Below are 18,503 nucleotides of genomic sequence, written 5' to 3' on the forward strand. Positions count from 1 at the left end.
ATCGGCATCGCCTTGTACCCTCCAATCAGTCGGTAACAGATGAACAAAGCATTCCTTAGCCTCACGCTGCTCTCGCTCCTCAGCCTAGGAGCCTGCCAGCGTGAGCTTGATACCCCCCAGACGTCCCAGGCGCCGCAGCCCGAGCAGCTCGCTGCCCCCAGCGGGAGCGCCGCCTCGAGCGGCCTCCCCACAGCGGGCGCCGAGCCTGGCAAGCTCTATATCCGCGTCCGTCAGGGAGCGCAGCGCCTCTTCCGCGACTTTGCCTTCCAGCAGAGCGCAGCCAGCAGCGCCCGTGCCCTACAGGCGCTGCCCGAGCAGATGTCACGCAGCCTGCGTAGCATCTCCACCGAGACTCTGCAGCCCGTCTTCCCCATAGACCCGCGCTTCGAGAAGCGTATGCGCCGTGCGGGGCTAGACCGCTGGTACGTAGTGCACTTCGACCAGAAGCAGGAGCTACGCAGTGCCATGCGCACGCTCAGTGCCGTGCCCGAGATCGAGTACGCCGAGCCCGTGTACTCTATGACACGTCCCGCAGGCAAGGCTATCCCCACGGACCTGCCCATAGCCCGACGTGCCTCGTCCGAAGCCATGCCCTACAACGACCCACTCCTCTCCGACCAGTGGCACTATCATAATGTAGGGAAGTACCACGGCTCCATCGCTAGTGCAGACATCGACCTCTTCAAGGCTTGGAAGGTCGAGACGGGTAAGCCCAAGGTCATCGTCTCCATCGTCGACGGGGGGATAGACCTGACCCACCCCGACCTCGTGGACAACCTCTACGTCAACGAGGAGGAGAAGAACGGCACGCCAGGGGTCGACGATGACCAGAACGGATACATCGATGACATCCACGGCTACAACTTCATCAAGGACGACGCCACCATCTACCCAGACAAGGAGTCCCACGGCACGCACGTGGCGGGGACGGTCGCTGCCCGCACGGGCAACGGCATCGGCGTCTCGGGGATCGCTGGGGGCAACGGTACGCCAGGCTCTGGCGTGCGCATCATGAGCTGCCAGATCTTCGGCGCCGAGAAGGAGAACGGCGACTCGCCCGCAGCCATCGTATACGGTGCCAACAACGGTGCGGTGATCAGCCAGAACTCCTGGGGCTACCCCTACAAGGCACAGATCACCGCCATCCCCAAGGTCATTCAGGACGCCGTAGACTACTTCATCAAGTACGCGGGCTGCGACGATGACGGCAATCAGCTCCCCGAGTCACCGATGAAGGGCGGCGTCGTGATCTTCGCCGCAGGTAATGATGGGATGGACTATTATTCCTATCCCGCCGCCTACGATGCCATCATCGCCGTCTCCTCCATGGCACCCAACTGGACTGCCGCCTACTACAGCAACCGCGGTGACTGGGTCGACATCATGGCCCCTGGGGGAGACCTCAACTTCCCCAACGGACAGGTCCTCAGCACGCTCTCCAAGCAGATCACGGGCAAGGAGTACGGCTACATGCAGGGTACATCCATGGCTTGCCCCCACGTCTCAGGTATCGCGGCGCTCATCGTCTCGCACTTCGGTGGACCAGGCTTCACGGCCGAGCAGTGCAAGGAGCGTCTGCTGGGATCGCTGAAGTTCAAGAACATCGACGCCGCCAACCCCAAGTATGCTGGCCGCCTTGGCCGTGGCTATATCGATGCCTCGGCCGTCTTCGCCACCAACCAGCACAAGGCTCCGCAGCGAGTCTCCGCTATCCAGGCCGAACACATCTCCTTCTCCACAGCTGACCTCTCCTGGGAGGCTGTACGCGACGAGGACGACCGTGTGGCTAGCTACTACAAGGTCTACTTCGCCGATCAGCAGCTCACGGCGGCCAACGTCACGAGCCACCTGGTGAGCGAGATCAATGCTGCGGGCATCGAGGCAGGCAGCAAGGTCTTCTACCCCGTAGCAGGGCTGAAGGAGGACACCGAGTACCACGTAGCGGTCGAGGCCGTAGACCGCTGGGGGCAGAGCTCAGGCCTGAGCTTCGCCCGCTTCAAGACGAAGAAGAACACCCCTCCCTCCATCAAGTTCGCCCCCGAGCGCCCGCTCCGCGTCTCCGCCCTAGAGAAGCGCATCTTCCACGTGCAGGTCACCGACCCCGACCATCAGAAGGTGAGCATCCAGCTCAGCGGCGAGCAGCGCGGCGTCAGCTACCAGCAGGAGGGCGACCTGGTGACCTTCACCCTACGCGCCATAGCCCCCCTAGGCAAGCACGAGCTCCTGCTGACGGCGGTGGATGAGCTGGGGGCGAAGAGCGAGCTGCGTATCCCCTTCGAGGTCTACGAGTACCAGCCCCCGACCTTCAGCGCCTCCCTCGGCAGCCAAATCGTAGGGCTGGGTAAGGACCGAAGCCTCGACGTGACGACGGCCCTCAGCTACGACAAGGAGAGTCCCCTGAACTTCAAGGCACACAGCGCCGACGGCAAGGTCGCCTCCGCCAGCATCTCCCCCGAGGGACGCCTGACCATCCACGGCAAGCAGAAGGGCGTGACGAGCATCATCCTCGAGGTCTCGGACGGTATCAGCCAGCCCATCACGACGACCCTGCCCCTACGTGTCGTGAGCGACACCGAGGCCATCGTCTATTCAGTCTACCCGCTCCCCGCGACGACGGAGCTCAATATCGCCCTCGATCCCACGATCGACCAGGCACAGGTAGAGCTACGGAGCCTCATGGGCGTGCAGGTGCTGGAGAAGACCTTCCAGACCAAGGGTAGCGGCGCCATCCGCATCCTCACGCGTCGCCTCACCCCAGGCAGCTACACCCTGCACGTACGCACCGCCAAGGGCAAGTACACGCAGACCTTCGTCAAGAACTAAGTCCTCCCTCACAGCATGATTATCCCTACCAAGCGTCTCCTCCTCGGAGCGCTCCTCGGCCTCACTAGCCTCCCGCTGGCGGCACAGAAGGTCAAGCAGGTGCGTACCCTGCCGCTACTCGAGCTCAGCACGGACGCCCGTAGCGCTGCCCTCGGCGGCAGCCACTACGGCGAGGCCAGCAGCTCGCTCCTCTACACCAATCCCACCAGCCTCCTCTACAGCCCCTCCCAGTTTCACGGCAGTGCCTCGGCACGCCTCATGGGCAGGCTGGAGGGCGCCGACGGCTCGCTGCAGCTCTATCAGGCTACGGCAGGGCTACGCCTCGGGGAGTGGCACGGCCTCTTCGCTGGCTTCCGCTACCTCGGCGGTCTCCAGTACGAGGCGGTGAACGGACAGGAGCAGAGCAAGGGCCCCCTCTCCCCCTATGACTATAGCCTCGACCTAGGCTACGCCCTGCGTCTGGGGCACCTCTCGGCCTACGCCACAGCGGGCTATGTGCAGAGCGAGCTCGGCGACCGCTCCGCCAGCACAGTCACCTTCGGCCTCGGCGCCTTCTACCGCAGCCACGCCGAGGAGCCGAGCCAAGGCCTCAGCTACCTCGTCGGGGCAAAGGCGCAGAACATGAGCCTAGGCTTCAAGTACGCCAAGCACGAGCGCCGCGAGCTCTACGCCCCGGTCTTCGTCGGTGCGGGGGGCGAACTGCACTACGGCCTCAGCCAGGAGCATCGCCTAGGGCTCAGCGCGGGTGCCGACGTCTTCACCTACCCCGTCAATAGCTCCTCGGTGGCCCTACACTTCGGGGGCGAATACAGCTTCCGCCGTATGCTCGCCGCCCGCGTCGGCTATCAGCACGACACGAACGGCCTGCAGGGCTTCACCCTCGGCCTAGGCTACCACGGCCGCCGCTTCCAGTTCGACGGCGCCTACCTAGCCCCGAGCACAAGCGGCGCCAATAGCTCCCTCCTCTTCACGGCGGGCATCTCCCTCTAGCCCTAGGGCAAGTGTAGTCCCTTTGCTAAAGGGCCTGCGCCGAGCCTCCCAAGCACGCAGCGCCCCCAGCCTCCCTCCGCGGAGACTGGGGGCGCTGTCCTTTTCTCCCCTCTGCAAGTTCAGCTTATCCCGAAGCTAGCTCCCCGCTTGCGCCGCCCCAAGCCTTAGGCTTCCTTCACACCCCCTCCCGCCTCCGAGCCTCGCCCAAGCAGCGCCCGGAGGATCTCCCAGCGAAGGCTCCCCGCACTCCCCCTTAGCCTTCAGTTCGCTGACCGATACCCCTCACGGCGCTGACAGATGTCCCTCAGCTCGCCCACTGATATCCCTCAGCTCGATCCGCCTTAGGTCTTAGCTTCGCCCTCCTTATTCCCGCGCTGGGCTAGGGCAGGCGGCAAGCAGTTCCCTAAGCGATAAGTCCCGACCGTAGCCCTGCAAAGGACGCCCACCTGCGAAGCTATCAAGAGCAGACATACGGAGCCCATGCGGACGGCTTGAAGCGCGGAGCAGAGCGAGGGGCGGGCGAGGGCTGTGGGTGGCCTTTTCCTTAGCTTTAGGTCGAATAAGGAATAAATAGTACTTTTGCAGCTACATATTATCAAGACAAGAAGACTTAATCCACAAAACAACAGCAACAAATGTACTGGACCCTAGAACTAGCCTCCAAGCTAGAGGATGCACCGTGGCCTGCCAGCCGTGACGAACTCATAGACTACGCCCAGCGCTCTGGCGCACCCATCGAGGTCATCGAGAACCTCCAGGAGATGGAGGACGAGGGCGAGCTCTACGAGTCCATCGAGGACATCTGGCCTGACTACCCGAGCAAGGAAGACTTCTTCTTCGACGAAGAGGAATACTAGCCTCCGCTCGCTCCCTACCCCTTAGGAGCAGGCTACGGACGCCCTCTAGGATCCCTAGAGCTAGGGCTCCGTATCCTGCTCCTATTCATTACTGCAGTCATCGACGATGAAGCGATCAGCAAGCCTTCTCCCCGCCGCCAGCCTCACGCTAGCGCTCCTACTCGGGGCCTGCGGCTCCCTCAGCTCCAGTGGCAGCCGCCCCTCTGAGAGGCGTGCCCAGCTCGTCTCCTGGAGCGAGCCCGCACCCGCGGGGATGCTCCTCATCCCTCGAGGGCACGTACTGATGGGGCGTGCCGAGGCCGACAGCCTCTGGGGCGAACCGGCTCAGAGTCGGGGCATCTCGGTAGAAGCCTTCTGGATGGATCGCACCGAGGTGACCAATGCCGCCTACCGCGAGTTCGTCCACTGGGTACGTGACTCCATCCTGCGCGAGCGTCTGGCAGACCCTGCCTACGGCGGAGACGAGCGCTATCGGATCACCGAGGACCGCTATGGCGAGCCCGTACGGCCGCATCTGGACTGGTCGCGCCCATTGCCTAGCGAGCGCCGTGCCACGGAGGAGGAGCTACGCGCCCTACGGAGCCTCTACTACACCGACCCCGTGACGGGCGAGCGCCGCCTCGACCCGCGGCAACTCAACTACCGCTATGAGCGCTACGACCGCCACGCCGCGACCCTCTACCGCGACCGACTGCACCGCGCCCAGACGCACACCGCCTGGGACCGCAATCCCACAGAGCGCCCCATCATCAGCAAGGATACAGCCTACCTCGATGCCTCAGGGCGTATCGTGCGCGAGACGCTGACACGCCCCCTCAGCAGCGAATATGACTTCGTCAGCACCTACATCATCCCCGTGCTGCCAGACGAGACCGTCTGGGTCAAGGACTTCCCCGAGGCACGCAATGAGGGCTACAGCAAGAAGTACTTCGAGCACGCGGGCTACGATCAGTACCCCGTGGTAGGCGTCAGCTGGGAGCAGGCCACAGCCTACTGCGCCTGGCGTACGGCCATGACCCTGCGCACGCTGCGTCTCCCCGAGGGGCAGACGCTCGAGGAGTACCGCCTACCCACGGAAGCCGAATGGGAATACGCGGCCCAGCTCGACAAGGAGTGGGGCAAGCATGGCGTACGTCAGACGAAGGGTAAGGTCTGCTTCGTGGGCAACTTCAAGCCCGGCGATGGCGACTACACCGCCGACCGACACCTCATCACCGCGCCTGTGGCCTCCTACGCGCCCAACGCCTTCGGCCTCTACGACATGGCGGGCAACGTCGCCGAGTGGACGAGCACCAGCTGGAGCGCCTCGGGCCTCCTACAGACCAGCGATGTCAACCCCGAGCTACGCCGCAGCGTCAGCTACAGCGACCCGCTGGAGCGCACGCTCAAGGTGCTCAAGGGGGGCTCGTGGAAGGATATCGCCCGCTTCATCCAATCGAGCGACCGCAGCCCCGCAGCGCAGACCGCCCAGCATGCCTATATAGGCTTCCGCTGCGTGCGCTCGGCCATCACCTTCGGCAAATAAGCCTCTGCCATGTCCCTCAGCCCACAGCCCAGTTCGCGCGGATCTCATCTCAGCCGCTGGCTCACCTCACCCCGCGGCCAGCTCCTGCTGCACCGCAGCTACTCCTGGGGAGCCGCGCTGGTCATCCTCGGCGCGCTCTTCAAGATCCTCGAGCTCCCCTACGCGGATCAGCTACTGCTGGTGAGTATGCTCACCGAGTGCCTCATCTTCATCCTCTCGGGCTTCGATAGCCCTAAGGAGGAAGCGGCTACAGGCTCAGAGGCAGGCACGACAGCCCCCCCCCAGGCGAGCCGCCAGCTGCACGAGAGTATCGAGGCGCTACGCCTGAGCGTCGAGCAGCTGAGCCAGCAGCTAGTCCCTTCGCCCAGCCTTCACACGAGCCGCTCTGAGGGCGAAGGGCTCGGCAGCAGCCTCAGCCCCGCAGGCTATCAGGAGGAGCTCCGACAGCTCACCGAGCGCGTGCAGCAGCTGCGCCTCGTCTACGAGACGAGCCTACAGGGGAGCAGCGAATTCCAGCGGCAGAATGAGCGGCTCGTCGCGCAGCTCATCCAGCTCAACGAGCTCTACGCGCGCATGATCCACAGCCTTTCGGTAAGTGCAGGCATCCCGAAGCCTTAGCCGCCCGATCGCCTTAGCTCTCCCACGCGCACTCCCTCTAGCCCATTCCCTAATCCCATCCCTCAGCTCCCCAGCTATGATCCTCGGCGGCAGCCATCCCTATAGGCAGCGCATGATCAACCTCATGTACCTGGTCTTCATCGCACTTCTGGCGATGAAGGTCTCGCCGCGGAAGGAGAAGCAGCCCGCCAAGGCCGAGGGACAGCCGAAGGGCACAGTACCACGAGCACAGACGACTGCCCCCAAGGCGAACAGCTCCCCACGCCCCCAGCTCGAGGCCCTCGTCCTCCCCCCGCAGGGCCCTATCGTCACAGGCGTTCCCACCCGAGCTCGGCTCGTCCTCTCCCTCAGAGACAGTAGCCTACACCCCGAGCTGCAGCTGGGTACGACAGCTACCCCACTTGACGCTGCGGGCACCCTCAGCCTACCGACCTCCCGTGCAGGACGTATCCAGCTCGCAGGCCAAGTCCTCGTGACACACTCCAACGGCCGCCGCGAGCAGCTCCCCTGGCACACCGACTACGAGGTACTCGCCCCGCAGCTTAGCCTCTCCCCGACACTGACGCAGGTCGTCTACGCGGGCATAGACAATCCCCTAGAGCTCGCCGCCGCAGGGCTCAGTACAGAGGCCCTCGTCCTCACAGCCAAGAGCGGCGGGACGCTCCGCTCACTGGGAGCAGGACGCTGGAGTGCACGGCCTACACTTGGGGCAGAGGAGCTACGTCTCGCGATCGCCCAGCGGCTTCCCGATGGGGGAGTGCGCCCCCTAGGCGAGCGCAGCCTCAGGATACGCCCCCTGCCCGACCCGCTTCCCTACCTCCAGCTCGGGGCGCAGCGCTTCCGCGGCGGTCGCATCAGCCGCAGCGCGCTCCTCTCCTCCGCCCAGGTGCAGGCTGCGCTGGATGACGCGCTCCTCGATGTCCGCTACAGTGTCGAGCGCTTCCAGCTCATCGCCTTCGACGCGCTGGGCAATGCCCTCCCCGAGGTGAGCAGCGGCAGCCGCTTCAGCGAGCGCCAGCTACAGCTCATCCGCGAGACGCCACGCGGGCGCCGTCTCTACATCAGCGAGATCATCGCCCGCGGTCCCGATGGTCTCGACCGACGCCTCCCCTCGCTGGAGCTGATCCTCTACTAATAGCCCTCCCCTAGCCTATGAAGTCCCTTATACTGCTCACGATACTCGCTAGCCTTGCCCCCCTTGGGCTCCCTGCACAGCAGCCGACAGGCCGCAGTCCCGAGCTACGCAAGCAGCGCGCAGCCGAGCCTCAGCGTACCCTCCCCCCGAGCCTCGGGGCGCAGCAGTCCGCGAGTGCGCGGCCTACCTCAGGCCTTGCCTGGCGCCGAGGGATCTACCGCCAGCTGCAGCTCACCGAGCCGGCCAATACGCCCATCTATGCCGAGGGCGAGGACGGGCAGAGCCTCTTCGACCTCATCATCCAGCTTTACCTCGGGGGCAAGATCAAGGTCTACACCTACGGCACGGGGCGTGAGCACCTTGACGCCGCCCACGAGCTCGAGCCGCGGGACTTCCTCGAGCGCTTCCGCATCCCCTATACTGAGGCTGCCGCTGGGGTGACGCCCCGCTACCAAGTGCTCCCTGCAGACCTCCCCACGAGCCAGGTACGCAGCTATTACCTCAAGGAGCAGCACAGCCTCGAGCGCGCCACGACCAGCTACCGCCGTGAGGTGGAGCTCCTCTGCCCCATACTGGAGACCGTGGGCGACTACGGGACGGCGCCGATGCCGCTCTTCTGGCTGCGCTACAGCGAGCTCGCGCCCTACCTCCGCGAGCTCCCCACGGCACTGATGCCTGGGGGCAGCCCCGATGCGGGGACGCTGGAGGACTACTTCACCCTCGGCCTCTACCGTGGGGAGATCATCCGAGTGGCGCATGACCCGCTCTACCTTGAGCGAGCGAAGAGCCCCGAGGAGCGCGCAGCCCTACGTCAGCGCCTCGAGGACGAACTGCAGCAGCTACGCAGCCAGCTCTCCGTCCCCGACAGCCTCCGCTACCTCCCGCCCAAGGACAAGGCTGCAAAGGCGGGACGCCGCGAGCCTATCCGTCGCTAAGCGCTCGCCTCAGACTACTCTACCCTAGCAGGCCCCCTTCGCTATGTCCCGCTCCTCCACACTCGACTACGGCAGGCAGCGCCTCGCTGAGCTTTGCCCTAGCCTTCCATCCGACCTCATCGAGGAGCTGACGCTGGGTTGGCGCGTCTTTAGCTTCGGTCGGCGCGAGGAGCTGGCGCCTGCGGGGCGCATCCATCGGGAGGCCTTCCTGATCGTGGAGGGACTGGTACGCGCTTATTACCCCACACCCGAGGAGGACATCACGATCAACTTCATCCCCGAGGGAGACTTCGCTACGCACTACACCTCCCTCGAGGCGCCACGCCCCTCGCACTTCAGCTTCCAGGCTCTAGAGCCCGGCCTAGCCATCGCCTTCTCCTACGAGTACGTCCATCAGCTCTGCCAGCGCCGCCCCGAGACCGAGCGACTGCTACGCCTCCTCCTGGAGCGGGAGTACTCCCGCCTCATGACCCATACCGAGTGCCTACTGCAGCGCCATGCCGAGGATCGCTACCGCATCTTCCTCGAGAGCCACGGGCAGCTACTCAGCCGCATCTCTGTCGCAGATCTCTCGAGCTACCTCGGCGTGAGCCGGCAGAACCTCACCCTCATCCGCAAGCGGCTCCTCGGGAGGAAGCCCTGAGCTTCGCCTCGCCCCAGCTCCCCCCACTAGGCGCACCTACAGCATACGGAGCCGAGGGGCTCCCCATCCCTTACCCTACAGCCTACCCCTAGCACTCGCAGGGACTCACCATCGAGCTTGACAAATATCTGTCAGGTGCGGAGCAAAGGCTTACCCTACCTTTGCACCAGCTAAACAAGATAATGACAGAGACAATGACAAGCTACAAAGCGGCCCCCATAGAGCGCATCGCCGTACAAGGTCAGGCCATCGCCTATAAGCGCGTGGGCAAGCCAGGGGCAAGCCCCATCCTCTTCCTCAATCACCTCGCCGCCAACCTCGACGGCTGTGATCCCTTGATCATCGACACGCTAGCCCAGCACTTCGAGGTGTACTGCTTCGACTACCCAGGGATCGGCCGCTCCGAGGGCAAGGCTCCGCTGAGCATCGAGGCTATGGCAAGCGCTACAATCGGCTTCGTACGGGCACTGGGCCTCGAGCACATCCACCTCCTCGGGCTCTCGCTCGGGGGCTTCGTAGCCCAGGCCATACTGCAGGAGGCACCGACGCTCGTCGAGAGCGTCATCCTCGCAGGGACAGGCCCTGCGGGAGACCGAGGCATCGCCCGTGTCCCGAGGATCACCTTCTACGACATGCTCCGTGGTGCCCTGACGGCAAGCGACGTGCGCCTCTACCTCTTCTTCCCGCAGACCAGCGCAGCTAGAGCTCGGGGCAAGGACTTCATCCAGCGCAGCAAGAGTAGCCAGGACAAGCCCACCACGCTCCCTTCCTTCCTCAGGCAGCTCCGCGCAGTCGTCGCCTGGGCCAAGGCTCCCCAGCAGGACTTCGCAGGCACACAGCATCGGGTATGGGTCGTCAATGGCGACAAGGATCGTATGGTGCCGACCCAGGGCAGCTATGCTCTAGCCGAGCGCCTCCCCAATGCCACACTCACCATCTATAAGGGTGCGGGGCATGGCGCCATCTTCCAGGAGGCCGAGCTCTTCACCCAGCAGGCCATCGCCTTCTACAAGGCCAACGACCCCCTCTACAGCAGTAATAAGGACTAAGAACGACAGCAGCACAATGAAAGCATTACAGATAGCACGCTACAGCAAGACCGACCTCAGCGTACAGCTCACCGAGCTCGAGCGCCCACAGCTAGCGCCCCGCGAGGTACTCATCCAGGTGAAGGCCGCAGGGGTCAATCCCCTAGACAACATGGTCACGCGGGGCGAGGTCAAGCTCATCGTCCCCTACCAGCTCCCCCTGACGATGGGACACGAGTGCTCGGGGGTCATCGCCGAGGTAGGCGCAGAGGTCTCGGACTTCGCGCCAGGCGATCGGGTCTTCACGCGCCTGCCCAATAAGCGCCCTGGCACCTTCGCCGAATACGTAGCCGTCGAGGCCAGCGCCGTGGCGCTGATGCCCCAGACGCTGGACTTCGTAGAGGCTGCCAGCATCCCGCTGACGGCACTCACGGCCTATCAGGCTCTAGAGCTCCTGGGGGCCAAGGCCAGCGAGAGCATCTTCATCTCCGGTGGCTCGGGCGGACTCGGTGCTATGGCCATCCCTCTAGCGAAGGCACGCGGGCTCATCGTCTACACCAACGGCAACGCCGCCAGCCACGAGCGCGTGCTGGGGCTAGGAGCTGATCGCTACCTCGACTACAAGAGCGAGGACTACCTCAAGGAGCTCCCTCAGGTAGACTACGTACTGGACAGCGTCGGGGGTAAGGAGCTAAGCCGAGAGATGAAGCTCCTCAAGGCAGGGGGCAAGATCGTCTCGCTCAAGGGACTCCCCAACGGTCGCTTCGCTCGGCGCTTTGGCCTGCCGCTGTGGAAGCAATGGCTCTTCTCGCTCGTGGCCAGAGGGCTGGAGCGTGAGGCCAAGGCACAGGGCGCTACCTACGAGTTCCTCTTCGTCGAGAGTAACGGCAAGCAGCTGCATGCTATCGCCCAGCTCATCGAGCAGCAGGGCATACGCCCGTCCGTCGACAAAGTATACCCCTTCACCGAGGCAAATGCGGCTCTAGCTAAGGTAGCAGCAGGCGGAGCCGCTGGCAAAATCGTCCTACAGGTCGGGCAGTAGCCCGCCCCCAGCTCCTAAACAAAATAAGGCCCTCACCCCACAGACTCCAACCAGGGAGCGCTGTGGGGCGAGGGCCTTTGATGTATCGTTGGCAAAGAGTGCCGACGCTATGGGAGGGGTGCTGCCGAGCGAGGTACAGCGGCAACGGCGCTAGAGTCTAGGCGGCTGCACTAGCGTTTCATGGCGCGGTCCATCTCGCGGCGGTCGTCCTTCTCTCGCAGCGAGGCGCGCTTGTCGTAGAGCTTCTTCCCGCGGGCGGGAGCGATGACGACCTTCGCCAGGCCTCGCTCGTTGATGAAGATCTTCGTAGCGATGATGGTGACGCCAGGCGTCTGGGCGTAGTCGGCGAGCTTGCGCAGCTCCTTCTTGTTGAGCAGCAGCTTACGGTCGCGCCGCGCCGCATGGTTGTTGTACGAGCCGTAGAAGTACTCGCTGATATTCGCATTGTGCAGCCAGAGCTCGCCGCCATGGAAGTGGCAGAAGGAGTCCACGAGGCTGGCCTTACCGAGGCGTAGCGACTTGATCTCCGTCCCCACGAGGACGATGCCCGCCGTGTAGAGGTCGAGCAGCTCGTAGTCGAAGGTGGCGCGCTTATTCTGTATCTGCACGCTGCGTGGTGCTTTGGGTTTCGTTGCCATAGGGGTAGAGGGTCGTTACTGTGGAGCCTTGCGCCAGAGGGAGAAGGAGATGAAGACGAAGAGGATGTTGGGGAGCCAAGCCGCCAGCCAGGGCGCCATGATGCCCACGGTGGCGAACTGCCCCGTCAGCGTCGTCAAGAGGATGTAGCCGAAGCAGAGTGCGAAGCCGATGACGAGGTTGATCCCGAGGCCGTTCTTCATCTTCTTGGCCGAGAGGACGGCGCCGATGAAGGTGAGGATGAAGGCTGAGAAGATAGCCGCATAGCGCTTGTGCAGCTCGAGCTCGAAGATGCGCGTATTGCTCGCCCCGCGCTCACGCTGGCGCTCCACATAGCGCGAGATCTGGTCGTTGCGCATCTTCAGCGCATCCTTATCGTTGACGAGGAAGTCCGTGGGGCGTATCCTGAGGTTGGTATCGAGGTCGTAGCCCACGGTGTCGATGGCCTTCAGCCCTGGGAAGCGGCGGATGTGGAAGGAGGACATGTGCCAGCTGTCCCCACCCGAGTAGGAGGCCTCCTCGGCCGTGAGGCGGGAGACGAGCTTCTGCCCCTTGAACTCGTCGACGGCTAGCGAATAGGCCACCTGGCTCTGGCTCTCGTAGCTATTGATATAGAGGTAGACGTCCTTGTCGATGGCGATCTGGATGTTGCTCGTGTATTTGGCGGAGCGGCTCTTGATATACTCCTGCTCGAAGGCCAGACGCACCTCATTGCCCGAGGGGATGATGAAGCCATTGAGTACATAGGTCGCAAGCGCGATCACCGCAGCCGAGACCATGTAGGGTCTGAGCAGGCGGCGGAAGCTCATTCCACTAGCTAGCATCGCCACGATCTCCGTATTGGCCGCCATGTTGGAGGTAAAGAAGATGACGGAGATGAAGACGAAGAGGGGACTGAACATATTCGCATAGAAGGGAATGAAGTTCAGGTAGTAGTGGAAGACGATCTTGTAGAGCGGCACCTCGGGCTTGAGGAAGTCCGAGATCTTCTCATTGACGTCGAAGACCACCGCGATCGATAGGATGAGTGCGATGGAGAGGATATAGGTGGAGAGGAAGGTACGGATGAGGTAGCGGTCCGTGCGGCCGAGCCAGGGGCGGTATGCCTTCTTGGGCGCGGCGGGCTGAGCCTGCTCAGCGGCGGGCTCGGTGCTGTCGCTGGGCTGGAGAGTGTGCTGCTCCTCGGGGACTTCGTCGTGGGGCTTCATCGTGGGGATTGAGCTAGCAGGGAGCCTTCCGCCCCTAGAGGCGGTGGTTCATCTGGCGTACCATCTGCTCCTTCCAGGGGAGGAAGTCCCCCTCGAGGATATGACGGCGCGCCTCACGCACGAGGCGGAGGTAGAAGGCGAGGTTGTGGATCGAGGCGATCTGCAGCCCGAGGATCTCGTCGGCACGGATCAGGTGGTGCAGATAGGCCAGACTGTACTGGCTGTCTACGAAGGACCAGCCCTCCTCGTCGATGGGGGAGAACTCACGTGCCCACTTAGCATTGCGGATGTTGATCGTGCCGCGACTGGTGAAGAGCTGCCCGTTGCGCCCGTTGCGCGTGGGCATGATGCAGTCGAACATGTCTACCCCGCGGGCGATGTTCTCCAGCAGGTTAATCGGCGTCCCCACGCCCATCAGGTAGCGGGGCCGATCCTTGGGGAGGATGCTATTGGTCAGCTCGACCATCTCGTACATCTTCTCCGTGGGCTCGCCGACAGCGAGCCCGCCGATGGCGTTCCCCTCAGCTCCGAGGCTAGCGACGAACTCTGCCGCCCGCGTGCGTAGCTCGGGGTAGACGCAGCCCTGCACGATGGGGAAGAGGCTCTGGTGGTAGCCATAGAGCGGGTCGGTCTCCTCGACTCGCTGCACGCAGCGCCGTAGCCAGCGCTCGGTGAGATCCAGCGACTGACGCGCGTAGCGGTAGTCGGCGTCCCCGGGGCAGCACTCGTCGAAGGCCATGATGATGTCCGCCCCGATGACGCGCTCGATGTCCATCACTCGCTCGGGGGTGAAGAGGTGGCGCGATCCGTCGATATGCGAGCGGAAGGTCACCCCCTCCTCCGTGATCTTGCGCCGATGCGCGAGGCTGAAGACCTGATAGCCTCCGCTGTCGGTGAGGATGGAGCCTGACCAGCTGTTGAACTTATGCAGTCCGCCAGCCTCACGCAGCGTCTCCAGCCCGGGACGCAGGTAGAGGTGATAGGTATTCCCTAGGATGATCTGTGCCTGTATGTCCTCGCGAAGCTCCGTCATGTGGACGGCCTTCACAGAGCCGACGGTGCCGACGGGCATGAAGATAGGCGTAAGGATCTCTCCGTGGTCTGTCTCGATGCGGCCAGCTCGTGCTGAGGTCTGGGCGCAGGTCTTATGTAGTTCGAATTTGAGCATATGGATAGCCTCTAGCATCCCTCTAAGGCGGCACTAAGGGCGCTATGATGCTAGGATGTACAAAGATACGAAGATATGCGCAAAGCCCCTCGCCGCCGAGGCAGCGAGAGGCTTCGTGTCTTGTCTCGTGAGGGGAGGAAGGGCTAGAGCGCCGCGGTCTTGGTGCGTAGCCAGGCGGCCTCCTCGGGGCTCAGCAGGGGCTGCAGCGTCTGGTAGACGCGCTCCTGATAGGCATTGTACCACGCCAGCTCCTCGGCCGTCAGCAGGCTCTTGTCCACCAGCTGGTTATCCAGGAAGCAGATGGTCACCGTCTCGAAGCCAAAGAAGCGGCCGAACTCGGTCTCCTCACGCAGCTCTGTGACCACGAGGTTCTCGATGCGGATACCATACTTGCCCGAGCGGTAGATCCCAGGCTCGTTGCTGGTGATCATCCCGAGCTGCAGCTCCGTGGGGTTGACCTCGGTGCGGATGTTCTGCGGCCCCTCATGCACGTTGAGGAAGTAGCCGACGCCATGCCCTGTGCCGTGGCCGTAGTTGAGCCCACGATCCCAGAGCGCCTTGCGCGCCAGGATGTCGATCTGGCTGCCGCGCGTGCCCTCGGGATACTTGGCCAGCGCGATCTGGATGTGCCCCTTCAGCACGAGCGTGTAGTCCGTACGGAGCTCATCGCTAGGGGCGCTGAGGGCGATGGTACGGGTGATGTCGGTCGTACCGTCGATGTACTGTCCGCCGCTGTCGAGCAGTAGCACGCCCTCGGCCTTGACACGCGCTGAGGTCTCGGGATCGGCGTGGTAGTGCACGATGGCGCCATTGCCCTGATAGCCGCAGATGGTGGCGAAGCTGTCGCCGTAGAAGCGCTCACCACGCGCACGGTACTCATTGAGACGTACGTCCAGCTCGTGCTCGGTGTAGCTCTCGTCACGGGCCAGTGCCTCCTCGAGCCACTTGAAGAAGCGCGTCAGCGCTACCCCATCGCGTGCCATGACGCGACGCAGGTTCGCCAGCTCGGTATCGTTCTTGATCGCCTTGAGCTGCGTGAGGGCCGAGACGCCCGAGACCCGACGGCAGTGCGCAGGGATCTGGGAGGCTAGGCGGTAGGTGATGCGCTTAGGGTCTACCAAGAGGCGCACCTCAGCTCCGAGGCCAGCGACGAAGCTATCGATGGCCGTGTAGTCGAGGATGCGCACGCCATTGCCCGTCAGGTCGGCACGCACCTCCTCGGTGACCTTCTCGGGGAGGGTGAAGAGCACGGCGTCATCCGCTCCGATATAGCCGAAGCCCACACCTACGGGATTGTAGGCGACGTCGTAGCCGCGGATATTGAAGACCCAGGCCAGCTCGTCGATCATCGTCACAATGGTCGCATTGGCTCCCTGAGCCTTCAGGCGACTGCGTACCTCAGCGATGCGCTCGGCAGCGGTACGGCCTGCATACTGGGCGGGATGGAGGAAAAGGGGCTTGGCGGGGATGCCAGGGCGATCCTGCCACACGCGCTCCAGCAGATCCTTGTCGAGGCGGTAGCTGATGCCGTAGACCTCGAGCTGACGGCGCGTGTCCTCAGCCTCCGCGAGCGATAGACAGGCGCCATCGGCAGCGACGACAGCGCCTGCACCGAGCTCCTCGGCGAGGAAGCCCTCGATGCTGGGCGTCCCTGGGACGCCCATCTTGTAGAGCTCGATCGTGCTGCCCTCGAGCTGGGCAGCCCCCTGGAGGAAGTAGCGGGAGTCCGTCCACAGCCCCGCCTTGTCGAGCGTGACGACGACGGTACCCGCCGAACCATTGAAGCCGCTGATCCAGCTACGCCCCTGCCAGCGCAAGGGGGTGTATTCGCTGAGGTGGGCATCGGAGGAGGTGATGATGTAGGCGGAGAGGCCCTCGGCCTTCATCGCTTGACGTAGGAGTGCTAGGCGCTCTTTGATTGAACTCATAGGTCAATGATATTTAGGGTTAGTGTTCCTTTGGCTTGATATAGGAGCGGGGCTAAGCCTCTGAGGCTAAGCCTGATGCTCGGGGCGCAAGAGGTCGTTGACCTCCTTGACGGGGTTGAAGGTCTCCAGCGGCACCTCCACGAAGGCGGTATTCCAGTCGTGCATGGCGCCATTCCACAGCCCGGGACGCTCCAGGGCCAGGAGCTCACGGCCTACCTGGCTCTTGTGGGCGATGAAGGCGGTCTTGGGATTGACGTAGCGCTCTAGGTCGAAGGGCTTACCCTGCCAGTCGCGCAGCGAACAGACGAGGTCTACGGGATTGAAGTACTGCCCGGCCTCGAAGAACTGACGCTGCCCCTCGTCGGCCATATTGATCTGGCTGCTCTCGAGGATCTGCAGCGAGCTGCTGCCGTCGGTCTCGCGGATGACAAAGGGTCCCCCGCCGGGCTCACCCTCGTTGCGCACCATACCGCAGACGCGGATGGGGCGGTTCAGCTTCTCACGTAGCCAGGGTGCTAGCGACTCATCGTCCAGCACCTCGGGCAGGCGGATGCCGAAGGCGTCGCGCATGAAGGCGCTCATCTCCTCGAGCTGGCTGTGGCTCACCTTGCCCTTATCCAGCTGGCGCAGGTAGCCGAAGACCTGATCGCGGATGGCGACGAGGACGCCCCCGAGGTACTTCTTGTACATCACGGTCGGGCCCTTGTACAGGTCGAGGACGACGTTGTCGATATTCTTGATGAAGACGATGTCGGCATCCAGCGCATTGAGATTGCGGATCAGCGAGCCATGCCCCCCAGGGCGGAAGAGCAGGCTACCATCCTCGCGGCGGAAGAGCCCCCCTTCAGGGGTCAGCGCCAGCGTATCGGTCGCGGGCTCCTGCTGGCTGAAGCTCACCAGATAGCGCACGCTGTAGTGCTCCTCGTAGCAGTCCTTGACGCGCGCTACGAGGCTCTCGAAGTCACGCTGATGCTCAGGGGAGATGGTGAAGTGCAGGTGTACCTGACCGAGGCTATCGCGAGCGTAGAGGGCGCCCTCGACGAAGTGCTCCTCCAGTGCCGTACGCTCGACCTTATCGTAGCGGTGGAAGAGGAGCAGTCCCTTCGGCTTGCTCCCATAGCCCAGCCCCTTCGGCAGGAGCAGCGTCTCCACGACGGCCTTATAGTCGCCCTGCGCTAGGAGCTTGGGGATGCTCTTCCAGTGGTTGCGCAGGCAGGCCTCATTGAGCAGCTCGTAGAAGGCAAAGTGGTGCAGCTCGTCGAAGAAGCGGCGCTCGGCCTCGGTACGCGGCTCGCTGTAGTCGGCGTCGAGGAAGGAGAAGAGCATCTTGAACATACGCGAGGCAGCGCCCGAGGCGGGTACCATCTTGTACACCGAGGCGTCCTTGCGCTCTAGGTAGCGCTCCCAGAGGCTCATATAGCGCTCCTCTTGGCTGGGCTCATTGCTGATGATACCGTCCTCGAGGGAGGCTGAGGCGAGGATCTCTAGGTAGGGGAAGCCCTGACGAATATCCTCTACCTGCTGGGTGGCCTCCTCAAGGCTGATGCCTCGGCGCTGCAGTTCCTCGAGGTCCTGGGCGGTAAATAGTTCCTGCTCCATAGTGGTCGTGCGTGTATGGTGATCTCCTATAGTGATGGCGGGCGGCAGGCCGCATGCGGGGCGCCGCTCTCGTGTCGTAAAGTTAGCGAATACCCGCGGAACTACCGCACGAAGAGCTCAAGAAAGCCCCCGCCCGCCGCCCCATCCTGCCCCTCACCTCCTTCCCCGCCTCGAGGGACGAGGGAGGGAGAACGGAGCCCCAGCAAGGCGCGCCCTCCCCAAGCCTCGGCTAGCGCAGCAGACACTCCAGCCCCTTTTCCAAGGCTTCCTAAGGACGGGCAGCCTACTAAGGGCCAGCGGCACGATCCTCCGAGGCGCTCGGGAGGCCACGGCACAGCCCTATTCGAGCTCGCTGACGGGTATCCCTC

General features: G+C 63.6%; 15 protein-coding genes. 10 read left to right on the forward strand and 5 right to left on the reverse strand.

Features of this window, described 5'->3' with window-relative positions; genetic code table 11:
- Positions 1-39: 39 nt before the first annotated feature.
- The 10 genes from J4862_RS05355 to J4862_RS05400 all read left to right on the forward strand — a co-directional run bounded on the left by J4862_RS05355 (position 40) and on the right by J4862_RS05400 (position 11,596).
- A complete protein-coding gene (locus J4862_RS05355; RefSeq protein WP_211788100.1) occupies positions 40-2,823 on the forward strand; it encodes a S8 family serine peptidase in 2,784 nt (927 codons plus the stop codon).
- Between the two features lie 15 nt (positions 2,824-2,838).
- Positions 2,839-3,813, forward strand: coding sequence for a PorV/PorQ family protein (locus tag J4862_RS05360; protein ID WP_211788101.1), 975 nt, complete (start codon positions 2,839-2,841; stop codon positions 3,811-3,813).
- A 635-nt stretch (positions 3,814-4,448) separates the two neighbouring features.
- Complete coding sequence (locus J4862_RS05365) at positions 4,449-4,670, forward strand: DUF2795 domain-containing protein (RefSeq protein ID WP_005467333.1); 222 nt, start codon at positions 4,449-4,451, stop codon at positions 4,668-4,670.
- A gap of 106 nt (positions 4,671-4,776) precedes the next feature.
- A complete protein-coding gene (locus J4862_RS05370) occupies positions 4,777-6,195 on the forward strand; it encodes an SUMF1/EgtB/PvdO family nonheme iron enzyme (RefSeq protein WP_211788102.1) in 1,419 nt (472 codons plus the stop codon).
- 9 nt (positions 6,196-6,204) lie between these two features.
- Entirely contained in the window at positions 6,205-6,813 is a 609-nt protein-coding gene (locus tag J4862_RS05375; protein WP_211788103.1) for a hypothetical protein, read from the forward strand.
- Positions 6,814-6,889: 76 nt separating this feature from the next.
- Complete coding sequence (locus J4862_RS05380) at positions 6,890-7,948, forward strand: GldM family protein (RefSeq protein ID WP_211788104.1); 1,059 nt, start codon at positions 6,890-6,892, stop codon at positions 7,946-7,948.
- Positions 7,949-7,965: 17 nt separating this feature from the next.
- Positions 7,966-8,883, forward strand: a complete 918-nt coding sequence (locus J4862_RS05385; RefSeq protein WP_211788105.1) for a hypothetical protein — start codon at positions 7,966-7,968, stop codon at positions 8,881-8,883.
- 43 nt (positions 8,884-8,926) lie between these two features.
- Entirely contained in the window at positions 8,927-9,526 is a 600-nt protein-coding gene (locus J4862_RS05390) for a Crp/Fnr family transcriptional regulator (RefSeq protein ID WP_211788106.1), read from the forward strand.
- Between the two features lie 194 nt (positions 9,527-9,720).
- Positions 9,721-10,575, forward strand: a complete 855-nt coding sequence (locus tag J4862_RS05395) for an alpha/beta fold hydrolase (protein WP_211788107.1) — start codon at positions 9,721-9,723, stop codon at positions 10,573-10,575.
- A 16-nt stretch (positions 10,576-10,591) separates the two neighbouring features.
- On the forward strand, positions 10,592-11,596 hold the full coding sequence (locus J4862_RS05400) for an NADP-dependent oxidoreductase (RefSeq protein WP_211788108.1): 1,005 nt from the start codon (positions 10,592-10,594) through the stop codon (positions 11,594-11,596).
- Positions 11,597-11,766: 170 nt separating this feature from the next.
- Here J4862_RS05400 and smpB read toward each other — a convergent pair whose 3' ends face one another.
- The 5 genes from smpB to J4862_RS05425 form a co-directional block, all read right to left on the reverse strand.
- Positions 11,767-12,234 carry an SsrA-binding protein SmpB gene (gene smpB, locus J4862_RS05405; protein WP_211788109.1) on the reverse strand — a complete coding sequence of 156 codons (468 nt, stop codon included), beginning with the start codon at positions 12,232-12,234 and terminating at the stop codon, positions 11,767-11,769.
- A gap of 15 nt (positions 12,235-12,249) precedes the next feature.
- Positions 12,250-13,440 (reverse strand): LptF/LptG family permease, encoded by a 1,191-nt coding sequence (locus J4862_RS05410; protein ID WP_211788110.1) that lies wholly within the window; start codon positions 13,438-13,440, stop codon positions 12,250-12,252.
- Between the two features lie 34 nt (positions 13,441-13,474).
- A complete protein-coding gene (tgt, locus tag J4862_RS05415; RefSeq protein ID WP_211788111.1) occupies positions 13,475-14,608 on the reverse strand; it encodes a tRNA guanosine(34) transglycosylase Tgt in 1,134 nt (377 codons plus the stop codon).
- A gap of 143 nt (positions 14,609-14,751) precedes the next feature.
- Positions 14,752-16,536, reverse strand: a complete 1,785-nt coding sequence (locus tag J4862_RS05420; protein WP_211788112.1) for an aminopeptidase P family protein — start codon at positions 16,534-16,536, stop codon at positions 14,752-14,754.
- Between the two features lie 66 nt (positions 16,537-16,602).
- Positions 16,603-18,135, reverse strand: a complete 1,533-nt coding sequence (locus J4862_RS05425; protein ID WP_211788113.1) for a DUF4301 family protein — start codon at positions 18,133-18,135, stop codon at positions 16,603-16,605.
- Between the last annotated feature and the right edge of the window lie 368 nt (positions 18,136-18,503).

Origin of the sequence: Porphyromonas sp. oral taxon 275 (genome assembly GCF_018127745.1) — a bacterium.
GTDB lineage: Bacteria > Bacteroidota > Bacteroidia > Bacteroidales > Porphyromonadaceae > Porphyromonas.

Bases quoted from the DNA above. Each gene is read 5' to 3' on its own strand.
- J4862_RS05355 (WP_211788100.1), top strand. From the start codon at position 40: ATGAACAAAGCATTCCTTAGCCTCACGCTGCTCTCGCTCCTCAGCCTA.
- J4862_RS05360 (WP_211788101.1), top strand. From the start codon at position 2,839: ATGATTATCCCTACCAAGCGTCTCCTCCTCGGAGCGCTCCTCGGCCTC.
- J4862_RS05365 (WP_005467333.1), top strand. From the start codon at position 4,449: ATGTACTGGACCCTAGAACTAGCCTCCAAGCTAGAGGATGCACCGTGG.
- J4862_RS05370 (WP_211788102.1), top strand. From the start codon at position 4,777: ATGAAGCGATCAGCAAGCCTTCTCCCCGCCGCCAGCCTCACGCTAGCG.
- J4862_RS05375 (WP_211788103.1), top strand. From the start codon at position 6,205: ATGTCCCTCAGCCCACAGCCCAGTTCGCGCGGATCTCATCTCAGCCGC.
- J4862_RS05380 (WP_211788104.1), top strand. From the start codon at position 6,890: ATGATCCTCGGCGGCAGCCATCCCTATAGGCAGCGCATGATCAACCTC.
- J4862_RS05385 (WP_211788105.1), top strand. From the start codon at position 7,966: ATGAAGTCCCTTATACTGCTCACGATACTCGCTAGCCTTGCCCCCCTT.
- J4862_RS05390 (WP_211788106.1), top strand. From the start codon at position 8,927: ATGTCCCGCTCCTCCACACTCGACTACGGCAGGCAGCGCCTCGCTGAG.
- J4862_RS05395 (WP_211788107.1), top strand. From the start codon at position 9,721: ATGACAAGCTACAAAGCGGCCCCCATAGAGCGCATCGCCGTACAAGGT.
- J4862_RS05400 (WP_211788108.1), top strand. From the start codon at position 10,592: ATGAAAGCATTACAGATAGCACGCTACAGCAAGACCGACCTCAGCGTA.
- smpB (WP_211788109.1), bottom strand. From the start codon at position 12,234: ATGGCAACGAAACCCAAAGCACCACGCAGCGTGCAGATACAGAATAAG.
- J4862_RS05410 (WP_211788110.1), bottom strand. From the start codon at position 13,440: ATGAAGCCCCACGACGAAGTCCCCGAGGAGCAGCACACTCTCCAGCCC.
- tgt (WP_211788111.1), bottom strand. From the start codon at position 14,608: ATGCTCAAATTCGAACTACATAAGACCTGCGCCCAGACCTCAGCACGA.
- J4862_RS05420 (WP_211788112.1), bottom strand. From the start codon at position 16,536: ATGAGTTCAATCAAAGAGCGCCTAGCACTCCTACGTCAAGCGATGAAG.
- J4862_RS05425 (WP_211788113.1), bottom strand. From the start codon at position 18,135: ATGGAGCAGGAACTATTTACCGCCCAGGACCTCGAGGAACTGCAGCGC.